Source organism: Glutamicibacter sp. 2E12, from assembly GCF_050030965.1.
Taxonomy (GTDB): domain Bacteria; phylum Actinomycetota; class Actinomycetes; order Actinomycetales; family Micrococcaceae; genus Glutamicibacter.
In genome coordinates, this window is sequence record NZ_CP188297.1 from 1,353,625 (window position 1) to 1,380,294 (window position 26,670).

A 26,670-nucleotide genomic window follows, 5' to 3' on the forward strand; every position below is an offset into this window, starting at 1 on the left:
GTGCGACCCTGACGGGACTTGAACCCGCGACCTCCGCCGTGACAGGGCGGCGCGCTAACCAACTGCGCTACAGGGCCTAGTGCTTTGAATAAATTCAAGTCACACAGTAAAACCCCCGGGATAAACCGAGGGCCTGCGTGGCTCCGACCGGCGTCGATCCGGTGACCTTTCGATTTTCAGTCGAACGCTCTACCAACTGAGCTACAGAGCCTGGTACCACTAAGTGGACACCAAATCTACTATTGAAATAGTAAATTGAGCGACCCTGACGGGACTTGAACCCGCGACCTCCGCCGTGACAGGGCGGCGCGCTAACCAACTGCGCTACAGGGCCTTGCTTTCGCAAGCCAATGGATTTCTCCATCTGACAACCACATAATGGTTGTTTGTACCCCCAACGGGATTCGAACCCGTGCCGCTGCCGTGAAAGGGCAGTGTCCTAGGCCGCTAGACGATGGGGGCCTAAGTTGTTCGCTTCGGTTTCTTGCTTCTCCGTAGCGGACTCCAATAACTATACGCAGTGTTTTTTGCTTTTGCAAAATCGGCACCTGGACGAGTTTCACCCATGCCAAATCGGGTGCGCGGGCCTAGTCTGGAAGCATGCTTTTTGAGATGGATGACGACGAATTCCAGACCCTGGTCGAGCAGGCCATCGACGCCATTCCGGAGGCTGCATTCGCCATGATGGACAACGTCATCTTCTTCATCGAAGACGAGTATGAGCCGCTTCCAGGAGAACCCAAAAACCCTGAAATTCTGGGGTTATACGAGGGTATTGCACTCACGGAACGGGACCTGGACTGGGGCACGGGCGCACTTCCCGACCGCATAACGATCTTCAAGAATCCGACGCTTCGAGCCTGCGAAACACGTGAAGATGTAGTGCGGGAAATTGGGATTACAGTGATGCACGAAGTGGCCCATCACTTCGGAATCGACGACGCAAAATTGCACGATTTAGGGTGGTCATAGCCCCAAATCCGCAGAATCTTCTTTTGAGATCTGCCTCACAAAAATACTCGAATACAGTGGTCGCGTCGAGGTCGAAAGAGACCCAAAGCACAGGCGTGGCGCTTGGAATCGCCATCCGGGTCCAGTCGACCGGCGGGCAAGCCGCCCAAAAGCCGTTTCGCAACGACTGGCGCGCCGGTCGGTTTCCCGTTGCCCCGCTAGCGGCTGCTTTATCCGGGCGTGATCAGGTGCAGCCAGCCGGAGGAACCTGGCATGTCCCTTGCCCTTGTCCACCCAGCAGCTCTGGGCCCCTCCGCCACCAAGGGCAGCGAGGTGATCCCGATTGGGAGCACGGCACCGCACCCCTTCAAGAGGATTTCGCCATTGGAGCCGGCGCCTCCGAGGCAGACCCAGCGAAGCAGAGCTTTGCGCCCTCCCGGAGTACCTTCACTTTTAAAGGCAAACCTTTTTTGCAGCCGCACATTCCCCTCCGGCACGTTACCCAAGCTTCACGACAATCGATACCTTGGTAACGAGGCGAGATATATGTCTGAGTAATTTCCCAGCCACTCTTGATCAGCCACACAGATCCCAAATGCCACTATCTTCGCAGATCACCGCCGAATACCCAGGCGAATTACACGAATGGGATTCATGTGACTGATGTGAACAGTGTTGCCAAGCGTGTCTTAATTGGCCTAATGTGCTATTTGGAGTCTTATCCGAATCGTGACCTACTCATCGGTGAAGGTCACGACTCACGCACTCCGCGTCATCCAAGTACTTAGTGAGGAACGATATGGCTACTCGCCACACGCTCGGTGTTGCTGCAAGCACCCTAGCCCTAGCGGTGTCCTGCATTGCAGGCGCTTTGCCCGCTTCCGCATCTACTTCAGCTCTGCTTCCTCAGTCTGTGGCCATCGCTGCCGCACCTAGCGCTTCCGCGCTACCTTCGGACGCAGAGGTCCAGGACGCAAAGAAGGATAAGGCTTCGACGAACGCGATGATCGCGCGCATCGAAGCTTCCCTGGCTTCCAGCCGCGCCGAACTGAAGCGCGTTGAAACTGAGGCCGCTCAGGCTCAGGAATCCCTGCTCACCGCCGGCGAAGAGCGCGATCTGCGCACCGCTGCGGCCGAGAAGGCTGTAGAACAGCTCGAGTACGCAAAGACTTACCTGGAGCAGAGCCGCAACGATCTGGGTGCTATCGCTTCGGATATCTACCGCAATGGTGCAGGCACCTCGACCCTGAGCCTGCTCCTTGATGACAACCAGGAAGGCGACCTGTTCTACAAGGCCGCTACCATCGACGCGTTGAGCGAACAGAAGGTCCAGTCCGTCAACACCGCCACCGAGGCCGAAGGCCTCGTTTCGGCTTGGCAGGAATATGCTGATGCGGCACAGAACGCCGCCGAAGAAGCTGCAGCCAACTATGACGCAGCCGCAGCGACCGCGAACAGCACCCTGTCCACCTACGAAGCAGCTATCGCACCTGAGAAGCAGCTGCGCGATGACTTGATCGGCCACCTCGCTACCTTGAAGCAGAAGGAAGAGGCCGAGGTTCGCCAGGCGGTTGAAGAGCGCGAAACGCAGGAGCAGGAAAAAGCTCTCGCGGACGCCATCGCCGAAGAGGAAACCGCCAAGGTTCCCGAAACGAAGCAAGACTCCGTTCAGCCGCTCTCGGTTGAAAAGCCACGTGAGCTGGAGCAGGCCGAACCTGAAGAGGAAACGGTCAAGCCGGAGCCTGAGAAGGTTGAAGAGGAGCCGGAAGCTGTTGAGCCTCCCGTAGCGCCGAAGCCGGAACCAACTAAAAAGGCCGAGCCAAAGCCGGAACCGACCAAAAAGGCCGAGCCGAAGCCGGAGCCAACCGAGAAGGCCGAGCCAAAGCCGGAGCCGACCAAAAAGGCCGAGCCGAAGCCGGAGCCAACCGAGAAGGCCGAGCCAAAGCCGGAGCCAAAGCCAACCAAGAAGGCCGAGCCGAAGCCGGAACCCACCAAAAAGGCCGAGCCGAAGCCGAAGGCTACCCCGAAGCCGGCACCCAAGCCTGAGCCAAAGCCGGAGCCCAAGCCGAAGGTCACCCCGAAGCCAGCGCCTAAGCCTGAGCCAAAGCCGGAACCTAAGCCGGAGCCGAAGCCTGAAGTCGCGCCGCAGTCCGGCAGCAACTACTCAGCAGCGTTTTCCTGGGCCTTGAAGACCGCGGATGATCCCAGCAAGTACTACGTCTACGGTGCCAACGGTCCCGATGCTTTCGACTGCTCGAGCTTCTCGCAGCGAGCTTTCGGCAAATCCGGCATCAGCCTGCCACGTACTTCGTCCCAGCAGTTCGCTAGCGCCCCGCAGTACGTGTCGCTGAGCAACCTGCGCCCAGGCGACTTGGTGTTCTCGTCTTCCAACGGCGGTTCCTCGTTCTACCACGTAGCCATCTACATCGGCAACGGCCAGGTCGTCCACGCTCGCAACCCGAACGCCGGCATCTCGGTGACTCCACTGAGCTACGTCAACAACCTCTACCCGAAGGCAGCCCGCTACTAAGCGCCACCCCCTCGAGCACGAAGGCCGCACACCCTGGTGGGTGTGCGGCCTTCGTGCATTCTGGCTACAGGCGTGCGGTCACTGCTCCTGCGCCCGCGTATCGAAGTCCTTGCGGTTCTCCAGGCGAGGGTCATCCGAGTCCGGCACGACCATCACCGGGCCCTTGGAGTGGTGCAAGACGCCCTGCGAGGTTGAGCCAAGCAGCATCCCGGTAAAGCCGCCGCGGCCACGCGAGCCGGTGACGGTCAGTACCGCATGCTCGGATTCGCGGATCAGCACCTCGACGGGAGGCCCGGAGACCACGTCGGTTTCCATCTTCAGCGACGGATAGTGCGACTTCAGCCATTTGGAGCCCACACTCATCTGGTAGCGCACATCTTCCAGCACGGCTTCCTGGTCAACGGTCGCCGGCATCCATGCCAGCGCCGCCCCCACCGGCGGCACCGCGCAGATCAGGCGCAGCGTCAGGTCGCTGGCGATGGCCGCGTCCGCGGCCGCCAGCACCGCTGAACGCGCGCGGTCTGAACCGTCAACGCCGACCACGATGCAGTTGCGGTTCGACGCCGCGGCGGCACCGGCCTCTTCCTGCTCCTTGGCCATGGCCAGCGGAACCACGACGGTCGGGCACTTGGAGTGCGCGGGCAGTGCCGAGGAAACCGAGCCGAGCAGGCGGCCAACGAAGCCACCGCGGCCACGGGTTCCGACCACTACCAATTCGGCGTCCTGGCTCAGGTCCAGCAGCACGCCGGACGGGTCGCCGGATTCGATATAGGTGCGGATGGCCGCCGTGCTGCCTTCAAGCTCTGCGCGGGCCTGGCGCACAATGTCCTCGGCTCCCCCGCGGATCAGGTCGTCATCCAAGGTCGAGTAGCCTGCGTCCATGGAGGACGCGGCGAACACCGGGATGGTGTAGGCGGACACGATATTCAACACGCTGCCGCGGCGTACCGCTTCGCGTTCGGCCCAGCGCAAAGCGCATCTGCTCTGCTGGGATCCGTCCACGCCAACGACAATTCCTTCAATCTTCTCTGCTGCGACTGGTGCTTCGTCACTCATCAGACTCGCTCCTCAACTACCTCAGATATAACGGGATGTGATTTCCCTTACCACCAATGTACTTGCTTCCGCAGTTCTAGGTGTGAGTTGGGTCTAAAGTTTTCGCGTACAGCCTACTGGACACTCGGATCGATATGAATCAGCGCCCGAAACGTCATAGAATTTTTCCATGTCCTCCTCCACACAAACCGCGTCCGGGAATGCTATGGCCGCGCGCATCGACCGATACTTCAAGATTTCGGAACGGCGTTCAACGTTCTCCACCGAAGTTCGCGGCGGCATCGCCACCTTCTTCGCGATGAGCTACATCGTCGTCCTCAACCCGCTGGTTCTTTCCGGTGCCGATTCCTCGGGCGGCGAGTTGGGCATCCAGCGCGTTGCCGCGGTGACCGCATTTGTCGCCGGCATCCTGACCATCCTGATGGGCATCTGGGCCCGCCACCCATTCGCCATGGCTACCGGCTTGGGCGTCAACGCCTTCGTCGCTATCACCGTGGCAACCAACCCGGAACTGACCTGGGCTGATGTCATGGGCCTGGTGCTCATTGCGGGTGTGGTCATGTTCGGCCTGGTGCTCACAGGGTTCCGGACCGCGGTGTTCAATGCGGTTCCAGCCGGATTGAAGACCGCCATCGTGGTGGGCATCGGCATGTTCATCGCACTGATCGGCCTGGTCAACGCCGGCTTCGTCCAGCGCCTCCCGGATGCCGCGAACACCACCGTTCCGGTGGGCCTGGGCTTCGACGGAGAGCTGATGGGCTGGCCGATCCTGGTCTTCGTGGTCGGCCTGCTGCTGACCATGGCCCTGGTGGTGCGCAAGGTCAAGGGCGCGATCCTGATCGGCATCGTCGTTTCTGCGATCCTTGCCAACATCCTCGAAGCCGTCTTCCACATCGGCGCGATGGAGACCAATACCTGGTCGCTGGTGGTTCCGTCGCTGCCCGAGTGGACCCTTCCGGACCTGTCGCTGATCGGCCAGGTCAGCGTGTTCGGCGCCTTCAGCAAGATCGGCGCCACTGCCGCTTCGCTGCTGGCCTTCGTCATCCTGCTCTCGATCTTCTTCGATGCCATGGGCACCATGGTGGGCCTGGCTTCCGAAGCGGGTTCCATGGACGAGAACGGGCAGATCCCCAACGTGGACAAGGTCCTGCTGGTGGATGCGGCCGGCGCGATCGTCGGCGGCGGCACCTCCAGCTCCTCGGCGCAGATCTTCGTGGAGTCCGGTGCCGGCATCGGCGAGGGCGCCCGTACCGGTCTGGCCTCGGTAGTCACCGGCCTGCTGATGATCGTCGCGATGTTCCTGAGCCCGCTGATCTACTTGGTGCCTTTCGAAGCCGTGGCGCCGGCACTGGTCGTGGTCGGTTTCATGATGATCACCCAAGTCTCCAAGATCGATTGGAACGACTGGGGCATCGCGCTGCCGGCCTTCCTGACCTTCACCCTGATGCCGTTCACCTACTCGATCGCCAATGGCATCGGTGCCGGCTTCATCTCCTACGTCTTCATCCGCGCCACGCAGGGCCGCGCCAAGGAAATCCACCCGCTGATGTGGGTTGTTTCCGCGGCTTTCGTGCTGTTCTTCGGCATCGGACTGATTGAGATGTGGGCCGGGGTCAAATAGCCCCGAAGCCCTCCAGGCGCCCCGTCATTGCTCCGGCGATGGCGGGGCGTTTTTTGCCTCCGTCCCGGCGGGCACTGGCTAGGATGGGCTCTATGAGCGATCAGCAGAACACCGCTGGGCAGTGGATCCAGGTGGCCGCAGGCTTGAAGAACCCCTCGATGCGCCGGCTTCTCGGGGCCGTATTGAGCGGGCACGGGGTACCCGAGCAGGCCAATAAGTCCGAACGCAAGGACTTGGAGCGCTGGGCCAGCATCGGGCTTCTGCGCCAAGAGGGGTCCGGCTGGGCGCTGAACGACGAACTGCTGGAGAAGACCTTGGCTTCGGCCTCGGCCGCGAAGGCCGACCGCGTCGGGATCCGCCGCTTCTTCGACGGGCACCGGCTGCATAGCCTCCCGGCGAAACCAGCGGACCGCCATGAAGTGCTGGTCTACCTGCGCAATGCGGTGATAGGAGCCGGGGACGAACTGCGCGAAGAGCAGCTCAATGAACGGCTGCGGGTATTCCACCCGGACGTCGCGCTGCTGCGCCGCTACATGGTTGACCACGGCCTGCTGCAGCGCGCAGCAGACGGGAGCGGATACCGGATGGGCCCCGGGAGCTAGCCGGTAACCGGCACGGCCCCGGTGGCGAAGCGCTGCACTGCCGCCCCTGAAACCAGCTGCGCCGGCAACGGCGCAGTGCGCAGGCTGCGTTCGAATGCAGGGCCGAGCTTGAGCGGTTCGTCGCTGGCCAGGAACACGATGTTCCCGTAGCGCCGGCCCTTGAGCATCGGCGGGTCGGCGATCATGGCCACATGCTCGAAGACCTCCAGCAGCGTCGCGGCTTCCGCCTTGGCGCCGGACAGGTCCGCGGTATCGCCGCAATTCATGATGTAGACGCCCCCGGCATCCAGCACGCGCTGGGCTTCGCGGGCGTAGTCCGCCGTGGTCAGCACGCGCGGGGTGGTGCTCCCGGCGAAGACATCGCGGATGATCACATCGCGGCTCGCATCGCTCAAGGTGGGCAGCACCTGGGCTGCGTCTCCCACGCGCAGGCGTACCAGCGGAGCGCGCGGAACCTCGAAGTGGACGCGCACCAGCTCGGCCAGCTTGGCATCCAGCTCCACCACGACCTGCCGGGCGTTTTCATAGCTGGCCGCGACCCAGCGGGCCATGGAGCAGCCACCTCCGCCAAGGTGGAGCACGCGCAGCTTGCGGGCGCGCCCGTCGTATTGCCCGGCCGGGAAACCGATGGCGAAGACCGGTTCCATCCAGCGCATGTACTCGAAATCGAGGTAGGCCGGGTCCTCCAGGTCCACATGGGAGGAGGGCACGCCGTTGACCTTCAGGATATAGCGGCTGGCGCCGTAGGGATCAGCTTCAATGATCGCCGTTCCGGTGTCGATCGGATACTCTCCGAGCATTGATTCCTTGGCATCCCTAGCCACGCGCGCGCACCATTCGTTGTTCGATTAAGCCATCCCAGCTGCCAGTCAGGGCTTCACTGGTTCCATCAGGCGTGAATCCCTGCTTCGCGAAGAAGGCCAGGGCCCTCTCGTTGCCTTGCAGGACCCAGACCAGGGCGTCGTGCTGTCCAAGGACAACATCGAAGAGGTGCTGGCCCAGTCCGGTACCGTAGTACTCTTCCAGGACATAGAGCATGCCCAATTCGACGTCCACTCCGGCATCCTGGTCTTCTTCGATGGCCGGAGTTCCACCGGCTAGCCCGATGATGCGGCCATCACGGTCTTCCGCGATGAAGAATTGCGCTCCGGATGCCAGCCCGCGTTCCCACCAGGCTGTCTGGCCATCAAGTTGGCCTTCATGGTGGGCGAAAAAGGACTCATCGCGAAGTGTGGCGTACGCTTCTCGCCAGGCTTGCAATTTCATTTGCAGCGCTGGGCGGACGTCTTGTTCAGTAGCCAGTCGGATTCGGTAGTCGTTCATTTGCGGCACTTCTCTAGCCTACGGCAGTGACTTCGCTATTTTCTTCCAACGCACCAAGGCCCCCTCCTACTAAAGTAGTATTGCGGACTGTCCAAATGCTTGAAAAACTATTCATGTAGTCGTAAACTTTTTGGCTCAAAGGGGGGTCGGACTTGAACCGGAATACAAAATACGCTGCCTTGACTGGTGGCCTTGTCGGTTCCCTGACCCTGACCATCAGCCTTTCCTCGACCTTCTGGGTGATTTTGCTCGGATGCGTTCTCCTAGCCGCCGGCTTCAGCATTCTGGCCAGGTTCGAACGCTTCTGGGGCCCGGCCGAACCGGACCACTACTACTACATCGTTCCCATGCTGGTTGGCCCGGTAGTTGCGGGGCTGGTGCGCAATACCGGTTATGCCCTGTGGGTCGGCCCGCCGATGGGTCTTCTCTGCGGATTGGGCGTGTACTTCTTGATCCTGAAGTCGCCGCCGTTCAAGCACGATGAAGCCGGGGAACTCGAATTCGAGCGCCCCGAGCGCTATCCAACGCCCTAGAGGACTCGCGCTAGCGCGAACCCGTCCCACCCCTTGACGCCTATAGTCTGCAGCGCCGTGGCTGATACGCGCGGGTCATCGCGCAACCACCGCAAAGAGTCCTGGATTCCGCGAACATCGGCTTCTTGCGTCCCATGCCGGGATGGGTCATCCAAGACCGCGCCGCTGCGCACCACGTTGTCGAGCACCAGCACGGTGCCTGAATGCGCCAGCTCCAGTGCGCGTTCCAGGTAGGGCACGTTGTTGCGCTTATCGGCATCTATGAAGATCAGGTCAAATGGTGCAACGCGTTTGGAAATCAGCGAATCCATGGAACCCTGAGCGGCCCCCAACCGGATTTCAACACGTTCTGAAAGCCCTGCCCGCTGCAAGTTCTCACGCGCAATCGAGGCATGCAGGGGTTCAAATTCGCAGCTGATGACGGTACCAGCTGCACCGACGCCCCGGGCGAGCCAGCTGGTGGAGTAGCCTCCGAGGGTTCCGATCTCGAGGACCCTCCGGGCACCTGTGATCTCGGTGAGCAGCTGGAGGAACTTTCCCTGGGCAGGACTGACTTCAATCCGTGGAAGCCCGGCACTATGGGAATGCTCCCGGCCTGCCTCCAAGGCATCAACGCGCAACCCCAGCGCCTGTTCCAAATATTCATCGACGGCTGCGGCATGGTGCTCTGCAGAATGGTGGATCATGACGACATGTTCTCCTCACTATCCTCAATAGCCTTCTCCAGGCGTTGGATTTTGCCATCGAGCTCACCTTCGTAACCGGGCCGAATATCGGCTTTCAACACCAGCGATACGCGCGAACCGAATCGGCCAACGGCCATGGTGGCTTGCTTGACTACCTCCATGACTTCGTCCCATTCACCTTCGATCTCGGTGAACATGGAGCTGGTGCGATTGGGGAGGCCAGAATCGCGGACGATTTTCACCGCTTCGGCCACTGCATCGTGGACCGAACCGTTGGGGTTGTCGTTACTTGGGGCTACGGAGAAAGCTACAATCATGCTTCCACTGTCCCACTACGCCTTGTGCTTGTCACCCGCCTTGCAGGCAATATCTAGGCAGCTAGTCCGCTCGCCCTCAAGACGATGGCCGCCAGAGCACCGACGACAACGACGACAAGATAGGGTGCCTTGAAAGCCAGTGCGATAATCGCCGCCGCGAGCGCACCGATACGGGCGTCAATCACCAGTTCCTGCCCGGAGGTGAAGGCATTGACCGTCACCAACGAGGCGAGCAACGCAATGGTCAGCGTGGCCGCGACATGGGACATGGTCGGCGAGTCCAGAACCTTGCGTGGCACAAAGTAGCCGCAGAGCTTGATTGCGTAGGCCGTCAGGCAGGCTCCCAGAATCCACCAGCTCAATTCGCTCAAGGCTGGTCCTCCTCAATGCTTTCCAGATCGCCGTGCTCGGTCGCAGCCGGGGTCCGGCGGCCGGTGGCCACCGCGTAGATCGCAGCGCAGGCCGCGGTTACCAGAATCGGCAAGCCCGGCGCGGTGACCGGCACAGCCAGCGCGGTGAGGATTGCGGCCGCAATCGCGATCATGACCGGTTCAACTGACTTCAAGCGCGGCCAGAGCAAACCGATGAAGGCGGCGACCGCGGCGCCATCGAGCCCCCAAGCCGCGGGGTCCCCCATGCGTTCTCCGAGCAAGGCTCCGACGAGGGTGAACAGATTCCACAGGACGTAGACGCCCACCCCGGCGGTGAAGAAACCACGGCGCTTCTCGGCCAGGTCCGATTGCCCCAAGCTGACTGCGGTGGATTCATCGATGGTCACCTGGGCCATCCAGGGCACATGCCGTCCCAAAGGCCGCAATGCCTGCTTGATCTGCATCCCGTACACGGCATTGCGGATTCCCAGCAGCGAAGCGGCGGAGAACGCTGCCGAGGCAGCACCTCCGCCTGAGATCACGCCGATAAAGGCGAACTGCGATCCGCCGGTGAACATCAAGGCGCTCAAGGCAACGGTTTGCCACAGATCCAGTCCTGCAGCAATGGACAGGGCCCCGAAGGAAATGCCGTAGAGCCCGGTGGCGATCGCGATGGAAAGGCCCATCCTGGTCGCCGGAGTGAACCAGCTAGCGGACGTGGCGTGCATCGTACCTGACCTTGTAGACACCGCGCTTGACCTTTGCGTCGCCGATCTCGACGTGCTGCAGCTGGTTCAGGTGCTTCACGTGGGTGCCACCGCAAGGTTCGGCATTCACCCCGGCGATGCTCACGGTACGGATGCCCTGAGCATCGGTGGCCGTTGTGATTTCTCCGCCGCCAGCGATGAGTTCATCGACGCGTCCTTGGAGCCAGGCCTTGGCGGCGGCCCGTTCGTTCTCATCGCCCAATGGCAGGTCGACGCTGGCCGGATCGAAGTCGAGGCGCGACTGCCCAGGGAAGTGCGAGTGGCCCTGGTGCTGCCAGCCGCGGTCTTCGCCAGCGAAGCCCAGGACGTGCCCTGCGGTGTGCAATGCGGCATGGGAAAGGCGCAGCTCGCCATCGATCTCAGCTAGGACCTGATCACCCACCTGCCGGGCGCCGGCGCCGTACAAGACCACCAGTGCATTCGCGTCGCGCTGGACTGAGACAGGCAGCCCGTCCACGGTGCCTGAGTCTTCGGGCTGGCCTCCACCACGGGGATGGAAGATATTGGGGCTCAGGGCAATCCACTGCCCGTCTTCGCCGCTTCCCGTTGCAATGACTCGGGCCTCCGCAGCAAAAATGTACGTGTCCTGCAGGTACAGGTTGACCTGTGCGATTTCTCCGGTGTTCATGTGGCCTAGCTCAGCTCCAATTCTTTGCGCAGTTCTGCCGGGCGGTTGCTCGTCAATTCCCCGACACCCAGGTCCACCAGGAATTGCGCATCCGCGGGACGGTCAACCGTCCAGATGCGCGCCTTCAGCCCTTGTTCCAGCCATCGGCGCACAAGATGCTCATTGGCTCGGGTCCAGGCGACCCCGGATCCAATGATGCCAGCTCCCCCTGCGTTGATCAGTTCGATTCCTTCAGTCACGGAGCGGTAAAGAACATCGTAGACACCTGCTCGCCCCAGGTCGCCGGAATCAATGAGCTGCCGGACATAGTCCGGGTTGACCTCGGTCATCAGCTGGCACAATAGTGAAGTGCTGACGGTGCGTGCCAGATAGCGCAGGGAATTCGGCTCAAAGCTCATCAGGGTCACCGCGATCTGCCCTTGCGAGCCGGCCGTGCCCGTCTGCGGGTCGAAGCCATGGGCTGCGAGAACCTGCAGCACACCCTTTTCGAGCAGGTGGCCATAGGGGCTTGGATGCTTGATTTCGATAGCCAGGCCAATTGGCTTGCCGCGTGCTTCAATGAGCTCGAAAAGTTCGCCGAGGCTCAGGAGCTGTTCATTCTCCGCCCCGTACTCGGCCGGGACCATGCTCGGAACGACTCCAGTGAAGTCCATGGCTTTCATCTGGGCCAAGGTAAATCCGGCAACCAGACCGGCTGAATCAGAGGTGCGGTCGACTGTTGGATCGTGGTGGCAGACGACGATTCCGTCTTTGCTCAGATGGACGTCGCATTCGATTCCATCGGCGCCTTCGTCGATGGCCTGCAGATAGGCAGCACGAGTGTTCTCCGAATATTTATGGGAGCTGCCGCGATGGGCGAAAAAAAGCGTATCCATAATTCCTACGCTACGCGATCATCGCTCCTTGGCAACGCAGATTGCCCTCTGCCAAGACGCTTATTTCTTCGACTGCTTTCGTGGCTTCGGCCTGCGGATGCAAGCGCTTGCTGCCATCGTGCAAAACACGAAGTTACCCGGCAAGAAAAGGTGTCCACTTTCCTGATTCTGCCCCGGAATTCCAAGGCAAAATCGCCATCGTCATGAGAATCAGCCTGCACGCCGATAGCTGGCTGCGATTGCCCCGCTGGCCAGCGGCTGCGCTGATATCAACTGGAGGTGACGGGAATCCTGCAATCCTGCCTCATGCAGGGTTGGTCCATGCCCGGCGATGACTGGATGGACTAGGAAGTGGTATTCGTCGATAAGTTCCATCCGGTCCAGAACCGTTGCCAATTTGCCGCTACCGAGCAGCACTCCATTGGGGTACTGGTCCTTCAGCTTCAGCACCGAGGCGCGTAGGTCGCCGCTTAGCAAGTGCGAATTCTTCCACGAGTACGCGGTGCGGGTGCTCGAGACAACGTACTTGGGCTTCTCCTCCAGCTGCTGCGCCCAGCGAAGCAAAGCTGGCGGCGCTGCGATATCTCCATGAGCGACGGCCGGCCAGTAATCTTCCATCAGCTCGTAGGTGGCACGCCCCCAGAGCATCGCTCCGTGCGCATTCATCAGTCGTGTGAAGTAGTCGTGCAATTCGTCGTCGGCGATGCCTTCGCGATGATCTACACAGCCATCCAGCGTGACGTTGATGCTGAATGTCAATAGTCCCATCGCAAGCTCCTGTAGCTATGGCCTTACCACCAGGTCCCCGGTGCCTTGACTGTAGGGTTGCCGGCCAGTCACGTCAAGCAGCGACGATGCAGCATCAGGCAACCGGTGCGAAAGCAGAGACAGGCTCGTTTCGCATCGGCGATGTCCGCCCAGCATCTGCGTTGGATGCAGGACCTGTAAGCGAAACACAATTTCATGGTCCTCTTCCGGGAGACTAAGCGTCAAAGGTAGGCTCGCAGTACGCCGCCACCAGACTCATCCCCAAGTTTGTCCCCTGGTCCCCGTGATCTCATGCCTGTTGTCCAGGGCCTGGTCCAAGGTCCCTGGCCGAAGAACAAAGTCGAGCGTGAAGTCTTGTTCGGTGCCCTTGGATTCGTTTCCGGAAACAACGTTGATGCCGAAGACCACGATTCACCACATCAAATGATGAGCCTAGACCTCGGCCTGCCAGGAAAAATGGTGAGTTTCTGGGATACTTACCGTCAGCAATTCCTCAGCGTCTGCACCCACCTCTACGGATCGCTGAACGCCCAGGACCCCGTGGCCCAGTATGGCTACGAAGTCCTGCAGGCACAGCTTTCCCAACTGTATGGCACTCCTGAGCGCCCTTGGGACGACGAAGATCAGTCGGTGGGCATGTGGCGCTGTAATGGCCGGAGCATCACCCTGCAGCTATTTGACCGGTCGGATAGCACCGTGATGCTCACCATCGAAGACCTGGCACTCGCGTCAATAATTGAAGCCGAAGAAGCAGCCCACTAGTCTTCTCACTCCGTAAACTGCTTGTAGCGGCTCAAAGTGATTGCGATGCTTTCTCGGCGATGCTTCGATAATAGGCAGGCCGTAAGCCAACAGGTACAGTACTTAAACAGGTACAGGGGCCGGGCTTTCAGGCCTGGCCCCTGTACGGGTTAAACAGGTGAGGCCCCGGCACCAAACGGTACCAGGGCCTCAAACCATCTACTCAAGTTAAGTCCGGCGGTGACCTACTCTCCCACACCCTCACGAGTGCAGTACCATCGGCGCAGTGGGCCTTAGCTTCCGGGTTCGGTATGGGACCGGGCGTTTCCCCCACGCTATGACCGCCGTAACAATCACGAAGCACACAAACCAAAACGTTTCCTGGTCAATGTTTTCCGGTGCTACAAAGTCTTGTAACTCATCCGTATTTGCTGGCTAGAGGTTGTTGTCTCGTAACCGCATAGTGAACGCGAACAGCATTGAAATCATCAGTTCAAATATTGTTTTATTGTGTGTTGAAAGTCATCGGCCTATTAGTACAGGTCAGCTACACAAGTCTTTAGTCCTTGCTTCCACATCCTGCCTATCAACCCAGTGGTCTAGCTGGGGGCCTCTCACACTCAAGGTGCATGGAAATCTCATCTCGAAGCAGGCTTCCCGCTTAGATGCTTTCAGCGGTTATCCCTTCCAAACGTAGCTAATCAGCGATGCACTTGGCAGTACAACTGACACACCAGAGGTTCGTCCGTCCCGGTCCTCTCGTACTAAGGACAGCCCTTCTCAAATTTCCAACGCGCGCAGCGGATAGGGACCGAACTGTCTCACGACGTTCTAAACCCAGCTCGCGTACCGCTTTAATGGGCGAACAGCCCAACCCTTGGGACCTACTCCAGCCCCAGGATGCGACGAGCCGACATCGAGGTGCCAAACCATGCCGTCGATATGGACTCTTGGGCAAGATCAGCCTGTTATCCCCGAGGTACCTTTTATCCGTTGAGCGACGGCCCTTCCACGAGGTGCCGCCGGATCACTAGTCCCGACTTTCGTCCCTGCTCGAGCTGTCACTCTCACAGTCAAGCTCCCTTGTGCACTTACACTCGACACCTGATTGCCAACCAGGCTGAGGGAACCTTTGGGCGCCTCCGTTACATTTTAGGAGGCAACCGCCCCAGTTAAACTACCCATCAGGCACTGTCCCTGAACCAGATCATGGTCCGAAGTTAGGTGACCGGTACAGCCAGAGTGGTATTTCAACGATGACTCCACCTGAACTAGCGTCCAAGCTTCACAGTCTCCCACCTATCCTACACAAGCTGCACCGAACACCAATACCAAACTATAGTAAAGGTCTCGGGGTCTTTCCGTCCTGCTGCGCGTAACGAGCATCTTTACTCGTACTGCAATTTCGCCGAGTTCATGGTTGAGACAGCGGGGAAGTCGTTACTCCATTCGTGCAGGTCGGAACTTACCCGACAAGGAATTTCGCTACCTTAGGATGGTTATAGTTACCACCGCCGTTTACTGGGGCTTAAATTCTCAGCTTCGCATTACTGCTAACCAGTCCTCTTAACCTTCCAGCACCGGGCAGGAGTCAGTCCGTATACATCGTCTTGCGACTTCGCACGGACCTGTGTTTTTAGTAAACAGTCGCTTCCCCCTGGTCTCTGCGGCCCACACCCGCATCAGAGAAGCAAGTTCTCATCACGGGGCAGGCCCCCCTTCTTCCGAAGTTACGGGGGCATTTTGCCGAGTTCCTTAACCATGATTCTCTCGATCGCCTTAGTATTCTCTACCTGATCACCTGTGTCGGTTTGGGGTACGGGCGGACTTGGACCTCGCGCCGATGCTTTTCTAGGCAGCATAGGATCACCGAATCACCCCGAAAACGGGGCGCCTATCAGGTCTCAGAATATATGAGCGGCGGATTTGCCAACCACTCTTCCTACACCCTTGGACCAGGTCAATTCCATTGCCTGGCTCGGCTACCTTCCTGCGTCACACCTGTTAATACGCTGACCTCACTGCATCGGTTCCCACCACATCAACCAGCAAGATACCCGAAGGCACCAACAGCTAGCGTCAATCATGGTTAGCATCCACAGCTCAGTATGGGCGGTCCTTCGCCGGTACGGGAATATCAACCCGTTGTCCATCGACTACGCCTGTCGGCCTCGCCTTAGGTCCCGACTAACCCAGGGCAGATTAGCTTAACCCTGGAACCCTTGATCATTCGGCGGACGGGTTTCTCACCCGTCATTCGCTACTCATGCCTGCATTCTCACTCGTGTGGCCTCCACCGCTGGTTTACACCGCGACTTCACCGTCCACACGACGCTCCCCTACCCATCCAAACACCCAATCGAAACCAGGTTAATATTTGAATGACGCAACTTCGGCGGTGTGCTTGAGCCCCGCTACATTATCGGCGCGGAATCACTTGACCAGTGAGCTATTACGCACTCTTTCAAGGGTGGCTGCTTCTAAGCCAACCTCCTGGTTGTCACAGCAACTCCACATCCTTTTCCACTTAGCACACGCTTAGGGGCCTTAGTTGGCGTTCTGGGCTGTTTCCCTCTCGACTATGAAGCTTATCCCCCACAGTCTCACTGCTGCGCTCTCACTTGCCGGCATTCGGAGTTTGGCTAAGGTCAGTAACCTTGTAGGGCCCATCGCCTATCCAGTAGCTCTACCTCCAGCAAGAAACACGCAACGCTGCACCTAAATGCATTTCGGGGAGAACCAGCTATCACGAAGTTTGATTGGCCTTTCACCCCTACCCACAGCTCATCCCCTCCATTTTCAACTGAAGTGGGTTCGGTCCTCCACACGCTCTTACACGCGCTTCAACCTGGCCATGGGTAGATCACTTCGCTTCGGGTCTAGATCACGCCACTCAAACGCCCTATTCAGACTCGCTTTCGCTACGGCTTCCCCACACGGGTTAACCTCGCGACGTAACACTAACTCGCAGGCTCATTCTTCAAAAGGCACGCCATCACCAGGGAACAAGTCCCCAGCTCTAACGGATTGTAAGCGCACGGTTTCAGGTACTATTTCACTCCCCTCCCGGGGTACTTTTCACCATTCCCTCACGGTACTGATTCACTATCGGTCATCAAGTAGTATTCAGGCTTACCAGGTGGTCCTGGCAGATTCACACAAGGTTTCACGGGCCCCGTGCTACTCGGGTATCAACACTAGAACGGCAGACACGCATTACACCTACGGGACTATCACCCTCTATGGTCCGGCATTCCAACCGATTCACCTATACGCCTGCACCTCATCCCACCAGCAAGATAGCGCTGGTACATGCCGACCCCACAACCCCGGTGATGCAACGCCTATCCGCTATCACACACCAACCGGTTTAGCCCCATCCGCGTTCGCTCGCCACTACTAACGGAATCACTGTTGTTTTCTCTTCCTGCGGGTACTGAGATGTTTCACTTCCCCGCGTTCCCTCCACACAGCCTATACATTCAGCTGCAGGTCACACCACATAACATGGTGCGGGGTTCCCCCATTCGGAAATCCTGGTCTCAACGTCCGGTTATCGACTCCACCAGGCTTATCGCAGATTCCCACGTCCTTCATCGGCTCTTGATGCCAAGGCATCCACCGTGCGCCCTTAAAAACTTCAACACAACATCAAAGTCAAAAGATATGAGCAATAAAACAATCTAACAAAATCACGCAGACAAGACTCCAACACCAGGCAATCCAAGGAAAAGGACTACCCAGCTCATCTCATCTGCAAGATGCTCGCGTTCACTATACAGTTCCCAAACAACAACCCCGCACCCCCGCAACAACACCCCAAAACCAACACCAACCAAAGGCCAGCATCAATCCAACAGGACATCCTTGCAGCAAACACAGGACAAACACCGAAACACCAAGAACCCCTCACCCAAGCGAACACCACCAGGACCCTCCCCACAGGAAGAACCCCGGCAACCATTCACCAGGAAAGGAGGCTTGTTGCCTCAAAACCCAACAGCATGCCAAACCATACAAACCACGCAACACCCACACACCGCATTCCAGCACCGCAAGAAGAAAACCCCTGCAATGCGTACTAGCAGATGCCCAAGCACCACGCGGCCACAGCCAATACCCCGCACCAGCATCAGCCAGCACGTTTTCCGGTATTGAGTCCATTGATATTCCACCCATGAGCAACCCACCCGGACAACACTCGTGTCCAGCATGGGCAACCAATAATGGTTAGCTCCTTAGAAAGGAGGTGATCCAGCCGCACCTTCCGGTACGGCTACCTTGTTACGACTTAGTCCCAATCGCCAGTCCCACCTTCGACGACTCCCCCCACACAAGGTGGTTAGGCCATCGGCTTCGGGTGTTACCAACTTTCGTGACTTGACGGGCGGTGTGTACAAGGCCCGGGAACGTATTCACCGCAGCGTTGCTGATCTGCGATTACTAGCGACTCCGACTTCATGGGGTCGAGTTGCAGACCCCAATCCGAACTGAGACCGGCTTTTAGGGATTAGCTCCACCTCACAGTATCGCAACCCATTGTACCGGCCATTGTAGCATGCGTGAAGCCCAAGACATAAGGGGCATGATGATTTGACGTCATCCCCACCTTCCTCCGAGTTGACCCCGGCAGTCTCCCATGAGTCCCCACCTTTACGTGCTGGCAACATGGAACGAGGGTTGCGCTCGTTGCGGGACTTAACCCAACATCTCACGACACGAGCTGACGACAACCATGCACCACCTGTGAACCAGCCCCGAAGGGAAACCCCATCTCTGAGGCGGTCTGGCACATGTCAAGCCTTGGTAAGGTTCTTCGCGTTGCATCGAATTAATCCGCATGCTCCGCCGCTTGTGCGGGCCCCCGTCAATTCCTTTGAGTTTTAGCCTTGCGGCCGTACTCCCCAGGCGGGGCACTTAATGCGTTAGCTACGGCGCGGAAAACGTGGAATGTCCCCCACACCTAGTGCCCAACGTTTACGGCATGGACTACCAGGGTATCTAATCCTGTTCGCTCCCCATGCTTTCGCTCCTCAGCGTCAGTAAATGCCCAGAGACCTGCCTTCGCCATCGGTGTTCCTCCTGATATCTGCGCATTTCACCGCTACACCAGGAATTCCAGTCTCCCCTACATCACTCTAGTCTGCCCGTACCCACCGCAGATCCGAGGTTGAGCCTCGGACTTTCACGGCAGACGCGACAAACCGCCTACGAGCTCTTTACGCCCAATAAATCCGGATAACGCTTGCGCCCTACGTATTACCGCGGCTGCTGGCACGTAGTTAGCCGGCGCTTCTTCTGCAGGTACCGTCACTTTCGCTTCTTCCCTACTGAAAGAGGTTTACAACCCGAAGGCCGTCATCCCTCACGCGGCGTCGCTGCATCAGGCTTTCGCCCATTGTGCAATATTCCCCACTGCTGCCTCCCGTAGGAGTCTGGGCCGTGTCTCAGTCCCAGTGTGGCCGGTCACCCTCTCAGGCCGGCTACCCGTCGTCGCCTTGGTGAGCCATTACCTCACCAACAAGCTGATAGGCCGCGAGTCCATCCCCCACCGATAAATCTTTCCACCAACAACCATGCGGTCAAAGGTAATATCCGGTATTAGACCCAGTTTCCCGGGCTTATCCCAGAGTCGGGGGCAGGTTACTCACGTGTTACTCACCCGTTCGCCACTAATCCACCCAGCAAGCTGGGCTTCATCGTTCGACTTGCATGTGTTAAGCACGCCGCCAGCGTTCATCCTGAGCCAGGATCAAACTCTCCATAAAAAAATAAAAAGCCACCGGCAACCCCTTGGAAAATAAGGGCGAAGCCAATGAAGTCCTGGCGAATAATAAAACACTCAAGAACACTGCACGGGGGTGCAATGCCTCAAGCAAATGTTATGTATTCACCAAATAAAAATATTCGGTATCAACAAACTTGGCACACTATTGAGTTCTCAAACAACAAACACTTACCGGTTCTTTACCCACCATTCCAGGCGGTAATTTCGTCCAGCGTTATATTCATATTCTATAACTTCGAATTCCTGAAAGTCAAATCCATTGTTTGTGATTTGAACCAGTATTCTCAGTTCCCATTCTTTTCAATTGTTGTCCACAAGACTGTGGAAAAACCTTGATTTTCTGGGGTTCTGCCGCCGTTTCACATCCGGTTATTTCTTCCGTTTTGTTCTCGGCGACAAGGAAAAACTATACACAGGTTTTGGGGGTCCTGCAAATCGGGTGGGTGGTTTTTGACGGTGACCGTGCACACTTAATTCCTGAGCGCCGATTAAAGCCCGGGTTCATGCGGTTCGGTGCTCGCAAAAATCTGTAAAACGCATAAAAATTCGTCTTAAAAGCCGGTAGCCGACCACCTCAGTGGCCGGCTACCGCGATTCAGCTAGTCCTCGACGATCTCTGCGTCAATGACTCTAGGATCATCCAGGGGCAGAGAGCTTGGCGCCACCGTGGGAATGCCGGCGAAGGCCACTGCCGCATTCTCGATCACGCGCTTGGCCATATATCGATTGCCTACGCCACCGATGGCCGCGCCGACCCCAAACGGAACCAAACGGCCGATGGTGCTAGCCGCTTGGGTGCCAATGATCTTGCGCAGGAACTTCTTCTGCATGGTGCGCTGCATTGCAGAGTAGATGCTCGTGGACTTGCTGGCACCGAAGGACTTGGCCCATCCCTGGATTGGACCCCCACCGCGACCTGCGGCCTGGGAAGTCAATCCGGCAATCATCGAGCTGCCCTCATCGCCCATCATGATGCCCATAACCAGGACTCGTGAACGATCCGGATCGTCGATGGCTATGCCGTGCAGCTCTGCCAGGCTTTGCGCATACAGCGCCGAGGCTTCCAGGAAGCCCAGGGTCGCAGCTATGGATAGGCCCAGGGCGATACCGGTACCAACAGCGGGAACGGCTGCGGTTCCACCCACGGCTGCACCGGAACCGGTAACTACGCGCAGGTAATCGCGCTCGACAATAGCTGCCAGCTGGGCAGTAGTAGCGTCAGGGTGCTTTTTGCGCAGCCGCTTGATGTAGGCAAGCACCAGCGGGCGCTGCACGCCGATGCCCTTCATGATGGCGTCCTGCACGCCGGAGCGCGGCTTTCCATCTTTGCCAATCAAAGTCATTGAAATCGGATCGTTTTTCATGATGGCTCCAGCTTAACCGCAAGACCCTGAGAGTTACCTTGGGCTTTGCGCTTTCAAGCAAGCGTCTTGAAAAATTCCTTGAAACTCCCCGACGCTGGTGCAAGAGTTGGCCTATGAAGAACGCTCAGGCCAAACGGTATAACCACGCCTTGAAAAGCGCCGGGATCTCGGAGCATCCGGTCGCGCTGCTCGATCTGGATGCCTTCGATTCCAACGTGATCGCCCTGCGCGAACGGGCCGGAGGTGTGCCGATTCGCATCGCGTCCAAATCCCTGCGTGTACGCAAGGCATTGGAACGGGTCCTGGATGAGCCCGGTTTCCGCGGCGTTCTCTGCTTCACCTTGGCCGAAGCATTATGGCTGGCCAGCCATGGCTTGAAGGACTTGGTGGTTGCCTACCCGCAAACCGATGCCGAAGCGATCAGCCGGTGGGCCGCCAGCGAACAGGCTCGCGAAGAGGTAACGCTCATGGTGGATACCCAAGAGCAGTTGGATTTGATCGACAGGATCGCACCGGGGCACGGGCCGCTGAAGGTCGCCCTGGAACTGGATGCTGCCTATTACCCCAGCAGCAACCTCCGTATCGGCGCCGCGCGTTCCCCGCTGACCCGGCCGGAACAGGTCGCCGAACTGGCCGCCCAGGTGCACCGCCGGCGCAACTTCATCTTGGACGGGCTGATGGGCTACGAATCCCAAATCGCTTCGGTCCCCGATGGGGGTTTCAGCCCCAGGGCACTGATCGCCCGCAAGCTGCGCCAAGCCAGCGCCGCCGAACTGGCGGACCGCCGGGCCGAAACCGTGGAATTGGTACGGGAGCTCGGCGACCTGCGGTTTGTAAATGCCGGAGGTACCGGTTCGGTAGAAAGCACCATCCAAGAACCAGCGGTAACCGAAATCGCCGCGGGCTCAGGATTATTCGCGCCCGCGCTCTTCGATTCCTACCGCGCATTCCGCCCCACCCCTGCCCTGTACCTGGGGTTCCCGGTAGTACGCCGTCCCGATGAGCGAACGGTCACCATCCTTGGTGGCGGATGGGCCGCATCGGGTCCAGCCGGCAAGGACCGCTTGCCCACCATCGAGCATCCCAAGAAGCTTCGCTACCTGGCCATGGAAGGCGCCGGCGAAGTGCAGACTCCGCTCACTGGCCCCTCGGCGCATCGCATTGCCATTGGCGATACCGTGTGGCTGCGCCATGCCAAGTCCGGCGAACCGGCCGAACGCGTTAATAAGGCGGCGGTGTACTCCAAGGGCAGGATCGTCGAACAATGGTCTACTTACCGTGGAGAAGGGAAAGCATTCCTGTGAGTACTTTCAGGAATTTCGCACGCACCGTGGTCTCCCACCCAGCAGCTGTCCATTCTCCGCGCAGCATCGCAGAATTAGCACAGAGCCTGGAGCAGGCCGCCGACCAGCACCAGCCGGTGCGCACCGTCGGCGCAGGCCATTCCTTCACTCCGCTGGCAGATACCGACGGGATCTTGCTGAATCTGGATGGCTTTCGCGGCATCGAGGAAGTCGACGCTCGCACCCACGAGGTGACGTTCCGCGCCGGAACCCGGCTCTGGCAGATCCCCGCCCTGCTCAGGCCCTTCAACCTCGCGTTGGAGAATATGGGAGATATCGACAAGCAGTCGGTCGCTGGAGCAATCAGCACCGGCACCCACGGCACGGGCCTGGAATTCAGCGGATTCAGCGCAACGGTCACCGGAGTGCAGCTCATGCTGGCCGATGGGACCCATCTGCGCGCCAGCGCGCAGGAGAATAGCGAATTATTCGAGGCGTCCCGGCTTGGCCTGGGAGTACTGGGGGTACTCACCCACGTCCGGCTGCGGTGCGTTCCCTACTACATGATGCGTGCGGCCGAATCCATCGAACCCATCGGGCAGATCGCCGAAAGCTTTGTTGATCGTGCCCGGCAAGAAGACCATCTGGAATTCTTCTGGTTCCCGGGCACCAGCAAAGCCCAGGTGAAGATCAATACCCGGCTCGACGGCCAGGTCCCTGCCGATCAACCGCCTGCGGTGGCCCGCTGGCTGAACGATGAGCTGCTCTCCAATGGCGCGTTGCAGCTGCTCAGCTCGCTGAGCGCAGCGGTCCCCCGGACCACTGCCAAATTGAATGAGGTGGCTTGCGCCGCCCTGCCGGAGCGCAGCAGCATCGCGCCATGGAATGAAGCTTTCACCAGTGCGCGACGGGTGCGTTTCACCGAGATGGAGTATGCGCTGCCGCTAGCTGGCTTCGATGAAGCTTTCGCGAAGGTGCGAGCGTACTTCAGGCGTTCGGGAGTTGGAGTTTCCTTCCCTGTCGAGGTGCGTACCGCGGCCGAGGACTCCACCTGGTTGGGTACCGCCAGCGGCAGGCAGACAGCGTACATTGCCGTGCACCGCTACATTCGGGATAAGGCTCCGGGATACTTCCCGGCCATGGAAGAGATCTTCCGTTCTTTGGGCGGCCGGCCGCATTGGGGCAAGGAACATAGCCTGCAAGCAGCGGATTTGGCGCAGCTCTACCCGAAATTCAGCGATTTCACGAGGGTGCGCCAAACTGCCGATCCGGAGGGACGATTCCTCAATCCTTATCTGCGGGGTTTGCTCGGCATCTAGAACTGGACATCGGTCCAGATCAGCGGGCTTGATGCTTTCACCAAGTCCGGCACCGTTCCGGGCAGGGGCTGGGAACTGCTTGGCGGATGCTCCTGGATGCGGCCCTGGCCCAATACCTGCCAAGTTGCGCTGGGGACCAGGTAGCTTCCGGAATCATTCAAAGCGTTCGCGCGCTTGAGCCCCTGGAGGAATGGTTCAACGCGATCTGCCGCGTTCTCCTGCAAGCCAAGTGCGCCGGCGATGACATAGCGGTCTTCGCCGACTCCTTCTGCTTGCTCGCCCTCATCGGTGCGAACGTAGTCCTCTCCGGCCAGGTAGCCGGTGAGAACCTTCAACTCATCAGCCTGGCGTGCCTTGGCGAATTCCTGGTCCTGTGCATCTGGCTGGGTTTGGGTCGCAAGAATATGCACCGGCTCGCCACGGTATTGGATGGGAATGTCCCACAGCCCGGTGCTCATCACCGGAATGGAGGCGGCCAGCACACCAGAGAAGTCGGTGTGGTGCATCATGTCGTTGGCAACGTCCTGCCACTTGAGCTGGGAAACGCTGGTGACCTGGTCTTGTGCAATCGGGTACTTCGATAGCACGACAATCGAACCCTGCTCGGCGAATGCGGCCTGGCCCCACGCATCCTCGGCGCCGCCGATGACGCCATCAGCGTTCAGATCGGCACCGCTTTGCAGGCCCTTGGAGCCCACGGCCAGGTAGGAATACCCGTATTCCACATCGGCGCGGGCATCGTCGGGATTGTTCAGATACTGGTCGTTCAGTGCATCAACCGCGTCCTGGGTGGCGTCCATATCTGTCAGAACCACCACGTCCGCATTGGCGCTGCTGATCTTGTCTGCAACCTGCGCCGCCTGGCGGTCGGATCCGCGCATCAGGTTCGCGGGCAGCTCCTGGGGGGTTTCGCCGCTGAGATTTGCCTGGATGGTTGCCACGCGAAGCGAGGTCTCGGAAAGCTGCGCTGCGCTGGCACCCGCCGAGTCGCCAGGGCCAGTGGGTGCAGCAAAAGCGCCGGTTGCGGGGAACATCAAAAGTGCCCCTAGACCCAGACTTGCTGTTCCGACTAATAACTTGCGCACTCAACCACCCTACGACGTTCGGCTACCGCTTGCCACCACCTTTACCGGATTGTAATGCCGCAGCCGCGGCGGCCTTCTTGTTCGCGGAAAGGACCTCGTCCATATAAGGAGCACGCACATGCATCGAGACACGGGCATCCACCAGGCACACGCCCCGGGCTCCGGCATCCACCCACTGCTGGACCCCGGCGAGGTCTTCGAGCGTGTCAACGCGGATTCCGGTGGCTCCCATGGCCTTGGCGATACCGGCGAAATCCACGGTCGGGATCAGCATCGGGTCTTCGTGCAGGCCGACGGATCCGTACTGGTGGATTTCCGCTCCGTACGCGGAGTCGTTGTAGATGACGATTACGCCACTTTCCACGGTGCGAACGATCGATTCGAGGTCCGCCAGGCCCATCAGGAAGCCGCCATCGCCGGCGGCCAGCACGACCGTGCGCCCCTGCGCCGCCGGGCCTGCGCCCACCATGGAAGCGATGCCCAGGCCGATGGACTGGTACGCGGTGCCCACGCAGCTCAAGGAGCGTGCACCGGTGGTCGACCAGTACATGGGCCCCAGCCGATGAAGTGGCCGCCGTCTTGCACCAGCACGCGATTGGCCGGCAGGATCTTCTCCAGTTCGCTGGCCACGCGGCGCGGATCAAGCTGCCCGTCGGCGGCCAGGTCGTCACCGGCCGGACGGGTGCGCAGATTGGACAGGTCCAGGCTTGAACGCCATCCGCCCTGCGCCTGCTCCACCGCACCGAGCAGGTCCGCGGCGGCCAGGGTCGCATCGGCGGTGGCGAAATAGTCCACGCGCGGGTTGGTGGCGGCGCACCCCAGGTCGATCTGGATCAAGCTGGCATCCTGCGCGACCAGATCGCCAAAACGCATGGTGAACTGGTTCAACGAGGCGCCGAGCACCAATACCGTATCGGCCTGCGCGATGATCCGGGCGTTGGCCTCGGTGGAGAAGCCTCCGGTGATGCCCAAATCGAACTCGTAGTCCAGCAGGTCGCGGGCCAGCAGGGTACCCGAGGTGGTGGCGTCCAGCTTCTGCGCCAGCGACTGGACCTGCGCCGCGGCATCGATCGCGCCGCGGCCATAGAGGATGTGGGTGCGCTGCGAGGCGTTGAGCTTTCCAGCGATCTGCTCCAGCTGGGTGGAGTTCAGCTGCGGTGCCGGAGGGGTGCTGCGCAGGGAGGCGAAATCAGGCAGCTGCTCTTCGAGCGAATCCACCGCGGCCAAATCATAAGGGATCGCCAAAACAACCGGCATCCGTTCGCGCAACGCCAGGGCGGCCGCCTCCAGAGCGATGGCACCCGGGTTGTTGCGGTCAACGACGTAGCGCGGCGCTCGCACTGCTGTGTCGATCGCGGCCTGGTCGACGTCCCATCCACGCAGGCCGGAAGTTGGCGCGTCGCCGGTGACGAACAGCAGCGGGGTCCGGGCCGCGGCGGCTTCAGCCAGTGCGGTGATGGTGTTGGTGTAGCCGGCACCGTAAGTGGTGGAGGCGATGGCCAGCTTATTGGAGATGCGGAAGTAGGCGTCGGCGGCCGAAACGGCGGCCGATTCGTGGCGCACGGCGGTGTAGTCGAAGCCTGCACGCACTGCGGCGTCGAGGAAGTGGGCATTGCCGTTGCCCATCAATCCGAAGATCCGCGGGGCCAGCGGCTTGAGGGCGTGGGCAATGGCAGCTGAAACGCTAGACATTATGGACTCTTTTCAAGAAATCGTGCTGAAGAAATTCCATATATGTCTGCCGTTACCGGTTGCTGGACCGCAACGGGTATCGCCCCTTTTGAGAGCGCCGGAACCTGGCGGGGCCATGTTCCTGACTCACTGATGATAAGGCAGGAACCGCGCCTGGCGCTAGGCCGCTAGTGCGCCTTCCCATTAACACTTCCCCGGGGGCGATCTCGCAGCGTTCCGAGCGATGCGCCCACGCACCTCGGTCCTGCCCCCGCGCTTGGCTGCACCGGACGCCGAATGGCGCCACCGTGGCCTGCGCGCCGTGCACGGGGCCAAAAGTTTCACCCGGGCTCGGTGTTCGAAGTCGAAGTGTCATCCGAAAGTACCATGT

General features: G+C 59.6%; 22 protein-coding genes, 4 tRNA genes and 3 rRNA genes. 8 read left to right on the forward strand and 21 right to left on the reverse strand.

Annotation, left to right across the window (positions count from 1 at the left end):
- Positions 1-3 precede the first annotated feature (3 nt).
- The 4 genes from ACP3TE_RS06280 to ACP3TE_RS06295 form a co-directional block, all read right to left on the reverse strand.
- Positions 4-77: transfer RNA gene (locus tag ACP3TE_RS06280), tRNA-Asp, on the reverse strand.
- Positions 78-138: 61 nt separating this feature from the next.
- A tRNA-Phe gene (locus ACP3TE_RS06285) sits at positions 139-211 on the reverse strand.
- Between the two features lie 49 nt (positions 212-260).
- Positions 261-334, reverse strand: a tRNA-Asp gene (locus tag ACP3TE_RS06290).
- Between the two features lie 55 nt (positions 335-389).
- Positions 390-462 (reverse strand) — tRNA-Glu (locus ACP3TE_RS06295).
- Positions 463-612: 150 nt separating this feature from the next.
- On the opposite strand from ACP3TE_RS06295, the gene ACP3TE_RS06300 reads away from it, so the two are divergent.
- Both ACP3TE_RS06300 and ACP3TE_RS06305 read left to right on the forward strand, forming a co-directional pair.
- On the forward strand, positions 613-972 hold the full coding sequence (locus tag ACP3TE_RS06300; protein WP_388024640.1) for a metallopeptidase family protein: 360 nt from the start codon (positions 613-615) through the stop codon (positions 970-972).
- A 778-nt stretch (positions 973-1,750) separates the two neighbouring features.
- A complete protein-coding gene (locus ACP3TE_RS06305; RefSeq protein ID WP_426735792.1) occupies positions 1,751-3,481 on the forward strand; it encodes an NlpC/P60 family protein in 1,731 nt (576 codons plus the stop codon).
- A gap of 78 nt (positions 3,482-3,559) precedes the next feature.
- Here ACP3TE_RS06305 and ACP3TE_RS06310 read toward each other — a convergent pair whose 3' ends face one another.
- The gene (locus tag ACP3TE_RS06310; protein WP_105657882.1) at positions 3,560-4,537 is read right to left on the reverse strand and encodes a universal stress protein; all 978 of its coding nucleotides are present in this window, start codon (positions 4,535-4,537) and stop codon (positions 3,560-3,562) included.
- A 169-nt stretch (positions 4,538-4,706) separates the two neighbouring features.
- On the opposite strand from ACP3TE_RS06310, the gene ACP3TE_RS06315 reads away from it, so the two are divergent.
- Together ACP3TE_RS06315 and ACP3TE_RS06320 are read left to right on the forward strand one after the other, a co-directional pair.
- Complete coding sequence (locus ACP3TE_RS06315; RefSeq protein ID WP_181148871.1) at positions 4,707-6,158, forward strand: NCS2 family permease; 1,452 nt, start codon at positions 4,707-4,709, stop codon at positions 6,156-6,158.
- 92 nt (positions 6,159-6,250) lie between these two features.
- Positions 6,251-6,760 (forward strand): DUF2087 domain-containing protein, encoded by a 510-nt coding sequence (locus tag ACP3TE_RS06320; protein WP_181148870.1) that lies wholly within the window; start codon positions 6,251-6,253, stop codon positions 6,758-6,760.
- Here the strand turns inward: ACP3TE_RS06320 and ACP3TE_RS06325 are convergent.
- Together ACP3TE_RS06325 and ACP3TE_RS06330 are read right to left on the reverse strand one after the other, a co-directional pair.
- A complete protein-coding gene (locus ACP3TE_RS06325) occupies positions 6,757-7,584 on the reverse strand; it encodes a spermidine synthase (protein ID WP_402697449.1) in 828 nt (275 codons plus the stop codon). The genes ACP3TE_RS06320 and ACP3TE_RS06325 overlap by 4 nt on opposite strands.
- Positions 7,577-8,083 carry a GNAT family N-acetyltransferase gene (locus tag ACP3TE_RS06330; protein WP_286134237.1) on the reverse strand — a complete coding sequence of 169 codons (507 nt, stop codon included), beginning with the start codon at positions 8,081-8,083 and terminating at the stop codon, positions 7,577-7,579. The genes ACP3TE_RS06325 and ACP3TE_RS06330 overlap by 8 nt, the downstream gene beginning before the upstream one ends.
- Before the next feature lie 152 nt (positions 8,084-8,235).
- On the opposite strand from ACP3TE_RS06330, the gene ACP3TE_RS06335 reads away from it, so the two are divergent.
- Positions 8,236-8,616, forward strand: a complete 381-nt coding sequence (locus ACP3TE_RS06335) for a hypothetical protein (RefSeq protein WP_402697447.1) — start codon at positions 8,236-8,238, stop codon at positions 8,614-8,616.
- Here ACP3TE_RS06335 and ACP3TE_RS06340 read toward each other — a convergent pair.
- From ACP3TE_RS06340 to ACP3TE_RS06370, 7 genes are all read right to left on the reverse strand, one after another.
- The gene (locus ACP3TE_RS06340) at positions 8,613-9,302 is read right to left on the reverse strand and encodes an O-methyltransferase (protein WP_133834982.1); all 690 of its coding nucleotides are present in this window, start codon (positions 9,300-9,302) and stop codon (positions 8,613-8,615) included. The two genes, ACP3TE_RS06335 and ACP3TE_RS06340, sit on opposite strands and share 4 nt — an antisense overlap.
- Positions 9,299-9,619 carry a thiamine-binding protein gene (locus tag ACP3TE_RS06345; protein ID WP_400291005.1) on the reverse strand — a complete coding sequence of 107 codons (321 nt, stop codon included), beginning with the start codon at positions 9,617-9,619 and terminating at the stop codon, positions 9,299-9,301. The genes ACP3TE_RS06340 and ACP3TE_RS06345 overlap by 4 nt, the downstream gene beginning before the upstream one ends.
- Positions 9,620-9,672: 53 nt before the next feature.
- The gene (locus ACP3TE_RS06350) at positions 9,673-9,990 is read right to left on the reverse strand and encodes an AzlD domain-containing protein (protein WP_105657874.1); all 318 of its coding nucleotides are present in this window, start codon (positions 9,988-9,990) and stop codon (positions 9,673-9,675) included.
- Entirely contained in the window at positions 9,987-10,718 is a 732-nt protein-coding gene (locus tag ACP3TE_RS06355) for an AzlC family ABC transporter permease (RefSeq protein WP_286134236.1), read from the reverse strand. The genes ACP3TE_RS06350 and ACP3TE_RS06355 overlap by 4 nt, the downstream gene beginning before the upstream one ends.
- Complete coding sequence (locus ACP3TE_RS06360) at positions 10,699-11,385, reverse strand: hypothetical protein (protein WP_402697445.1); 687 nt, start codon at positions 11,383-11,385, stop codon at positions 10,699-10,701. The genes ACP3TE_RS06355 and ACP3TE_RS06360 overlap by 20 nt, the downstream gene beginning before the upstream one ends.
- A 5-nt stretch (positions 11,386-11,390) precedes the next feature.
- On the reverse strand, positions 11,391-12,260 hold the full coding sequence (locus ACP3TE_RS06365) for a glycerophosphodiester phosphodiesterase (RefSeq protein ID WP_400343223.1): 870 nt from the start codon (positions 12,258-12,260) through the stop codon (positions 11,391-11,393).
- Positions 12,261-12,470: 210 nt separating this feature from the next.
- Positions 12,471-13,028: a dihydrofolate reductase family protein gene (locus ACP3TE_RS06370; RefSeq protein ID WP_402697443.1), complete on the reverse strand. Its 558-nt coding sequence runs from the start codon at positions 13,026-13,028 to the stop codon at positions 12,471-12,473.
- A gap of 291 nt (positions 13,029-13,319) precedes the next feature.
- On the opposite strand from ACP3TE_RS06370, the gene ACP3TE_RS06375 reads away from it, so the two are divergent.
- Entirely contained in the window at positions 13,320-13,790 is a 471-nt protein-coding gene (locus tag ACP3TE_RS06375; protein ID WP_402697441.1) for a hypothetical protein, read from the forward strand.
- Positions 13,791-14,001: 211 nt separating this feature from the next.
- Here ACP3TE_RS06375 and rrf read toward each other — a convergent pair.
- From rrf to ACP3TE_RS06395, 4 genes are all read right to left on the reverse strand, one after another.
- Positions 14,002-14,118 (reverse strand): 5S ribosomal RNA (gene rrf / locus ACP3TE_RS06380).
- Positions 14,119-14,281: 163 nt separating this feature from the next.
- A 23S ribosomal RNA gene (locus ACP3TE_RS06385) occupies positions 14,282-17,414 on the reverse strand.
- Positions 17,415-18,011: 597 nt separating this feature from the next.
- A 16S ribosomal RNA gene (locus ACP3TE_RS06390) occupies positions 18,012-19,537 on the reverse strand.
- Together the 16S, 23S and 5S rRNA genes form the textbook arrangement of a ribosomal RNA operon.
- A gap of 619 nt (positions 19,538-20,156) precedes the next feature.
- Positions 20,157-20,921, reverse strand: a complete 765-nt coding sequence (locus ACP3TE_RS06395; RefSeq protein WP_105658967.1) for a hypothetical protein — start codon at positions 20,919-20,921, stop codon at positions 20,157-20,159.
- Between the two features lie 113 nt (positions 20,922-21,034).
- On the opposite strand from ACP3TE_RS06395, the gene ACP3TE_RS06400 reads away from it, so the two are divergent.
- Together ACP3TE_RS06400 and ACP3TE_RS06405 are read left to right on the forward strand one after the other, a co-directional pair.
- Positions 21,035-22,225, forward strand: coding sequence for an alanine racemase (locus ACP3TE_RS06400; protein ID WP_402697702.1), 1,191 nt, complete (start codon positions 21,035-21,037; stop codon positions 22,223-22,225).
- On the forward strand, positions 22,222-23,523 hold the full coding sequence (locus ACP3TE_RS06405) for a D-arabinono-1,4-lactone oxidase (protein ID WP_402697704.1): 1,302 nt from the start codon (positions 22,222-22,224) through the stop codon (positions 23,521-23,523). The genes ACP3TE_RS06400 and ACP3TE_RS06405 overlap by 4 nt, the downstream gene beginning before the upstream one ends.
- Here ACP3TE_RS06405 and ACP3TE_RS06410 read toward each other — a convergent pair.
- The 3 genes from ACP3TE_RS06410 to ACP3TE_RS06420 form a co-directional block, all read right to left on the reverse strand.
- Positions 23,520-24,557 carry an endonuclease/exonuclease/phosphatase family protein gene (locus ACP3TE_RS06410; protein ID WP_105658970.1) on the reverse strand — a complete coding sequence of 346 codons (1,038 nt, stop codon included), beginning with the start codon at positions 24,555-24,557 and terminating at the stop codon, positions 23,520-23,522. The two genes, ACP3TE_RS06405 and ACP3TE_RS06410, sit on opposite strands and share 4 nt — an antisense overlap.
- A gap of 73 nt (positions 24,558-24,630) precedes the next feature.
- Positions 24,631-25,158 carry a thiamine pyrophosphate-dependent enzyme gene (locus ACP3TE_RS06415; RefSeq protein ID WP_426735798.1) on the reverse strand — a complete coding sequence of 176 codons (528 nt, stop codon included), beginning with the start codon at positions 25,156-25,158 and terminating at the stop codon, positions 24,631-24,633.
- The gene (locus tag ACP3TE_RS06420) at positions 25,125-26,300 is read right to left on the reverse strand and encodes a thiamine pyrophosphate-binding protein (RefSeq protein ID WP_426735800.1); all 1,176 of its coding nucleotides are present in this window, start codon (positions 26,298-26,300) and stop codon (positions 25,125-25,127) included. The genes ACP3TE_RS06415 and ACP3TE_RS06420 overlap by 34 nt, the downstream gene beginning before the upstream one ends.
- Positions 26,301-26,670: the final 370 nt, after the last annotated feature.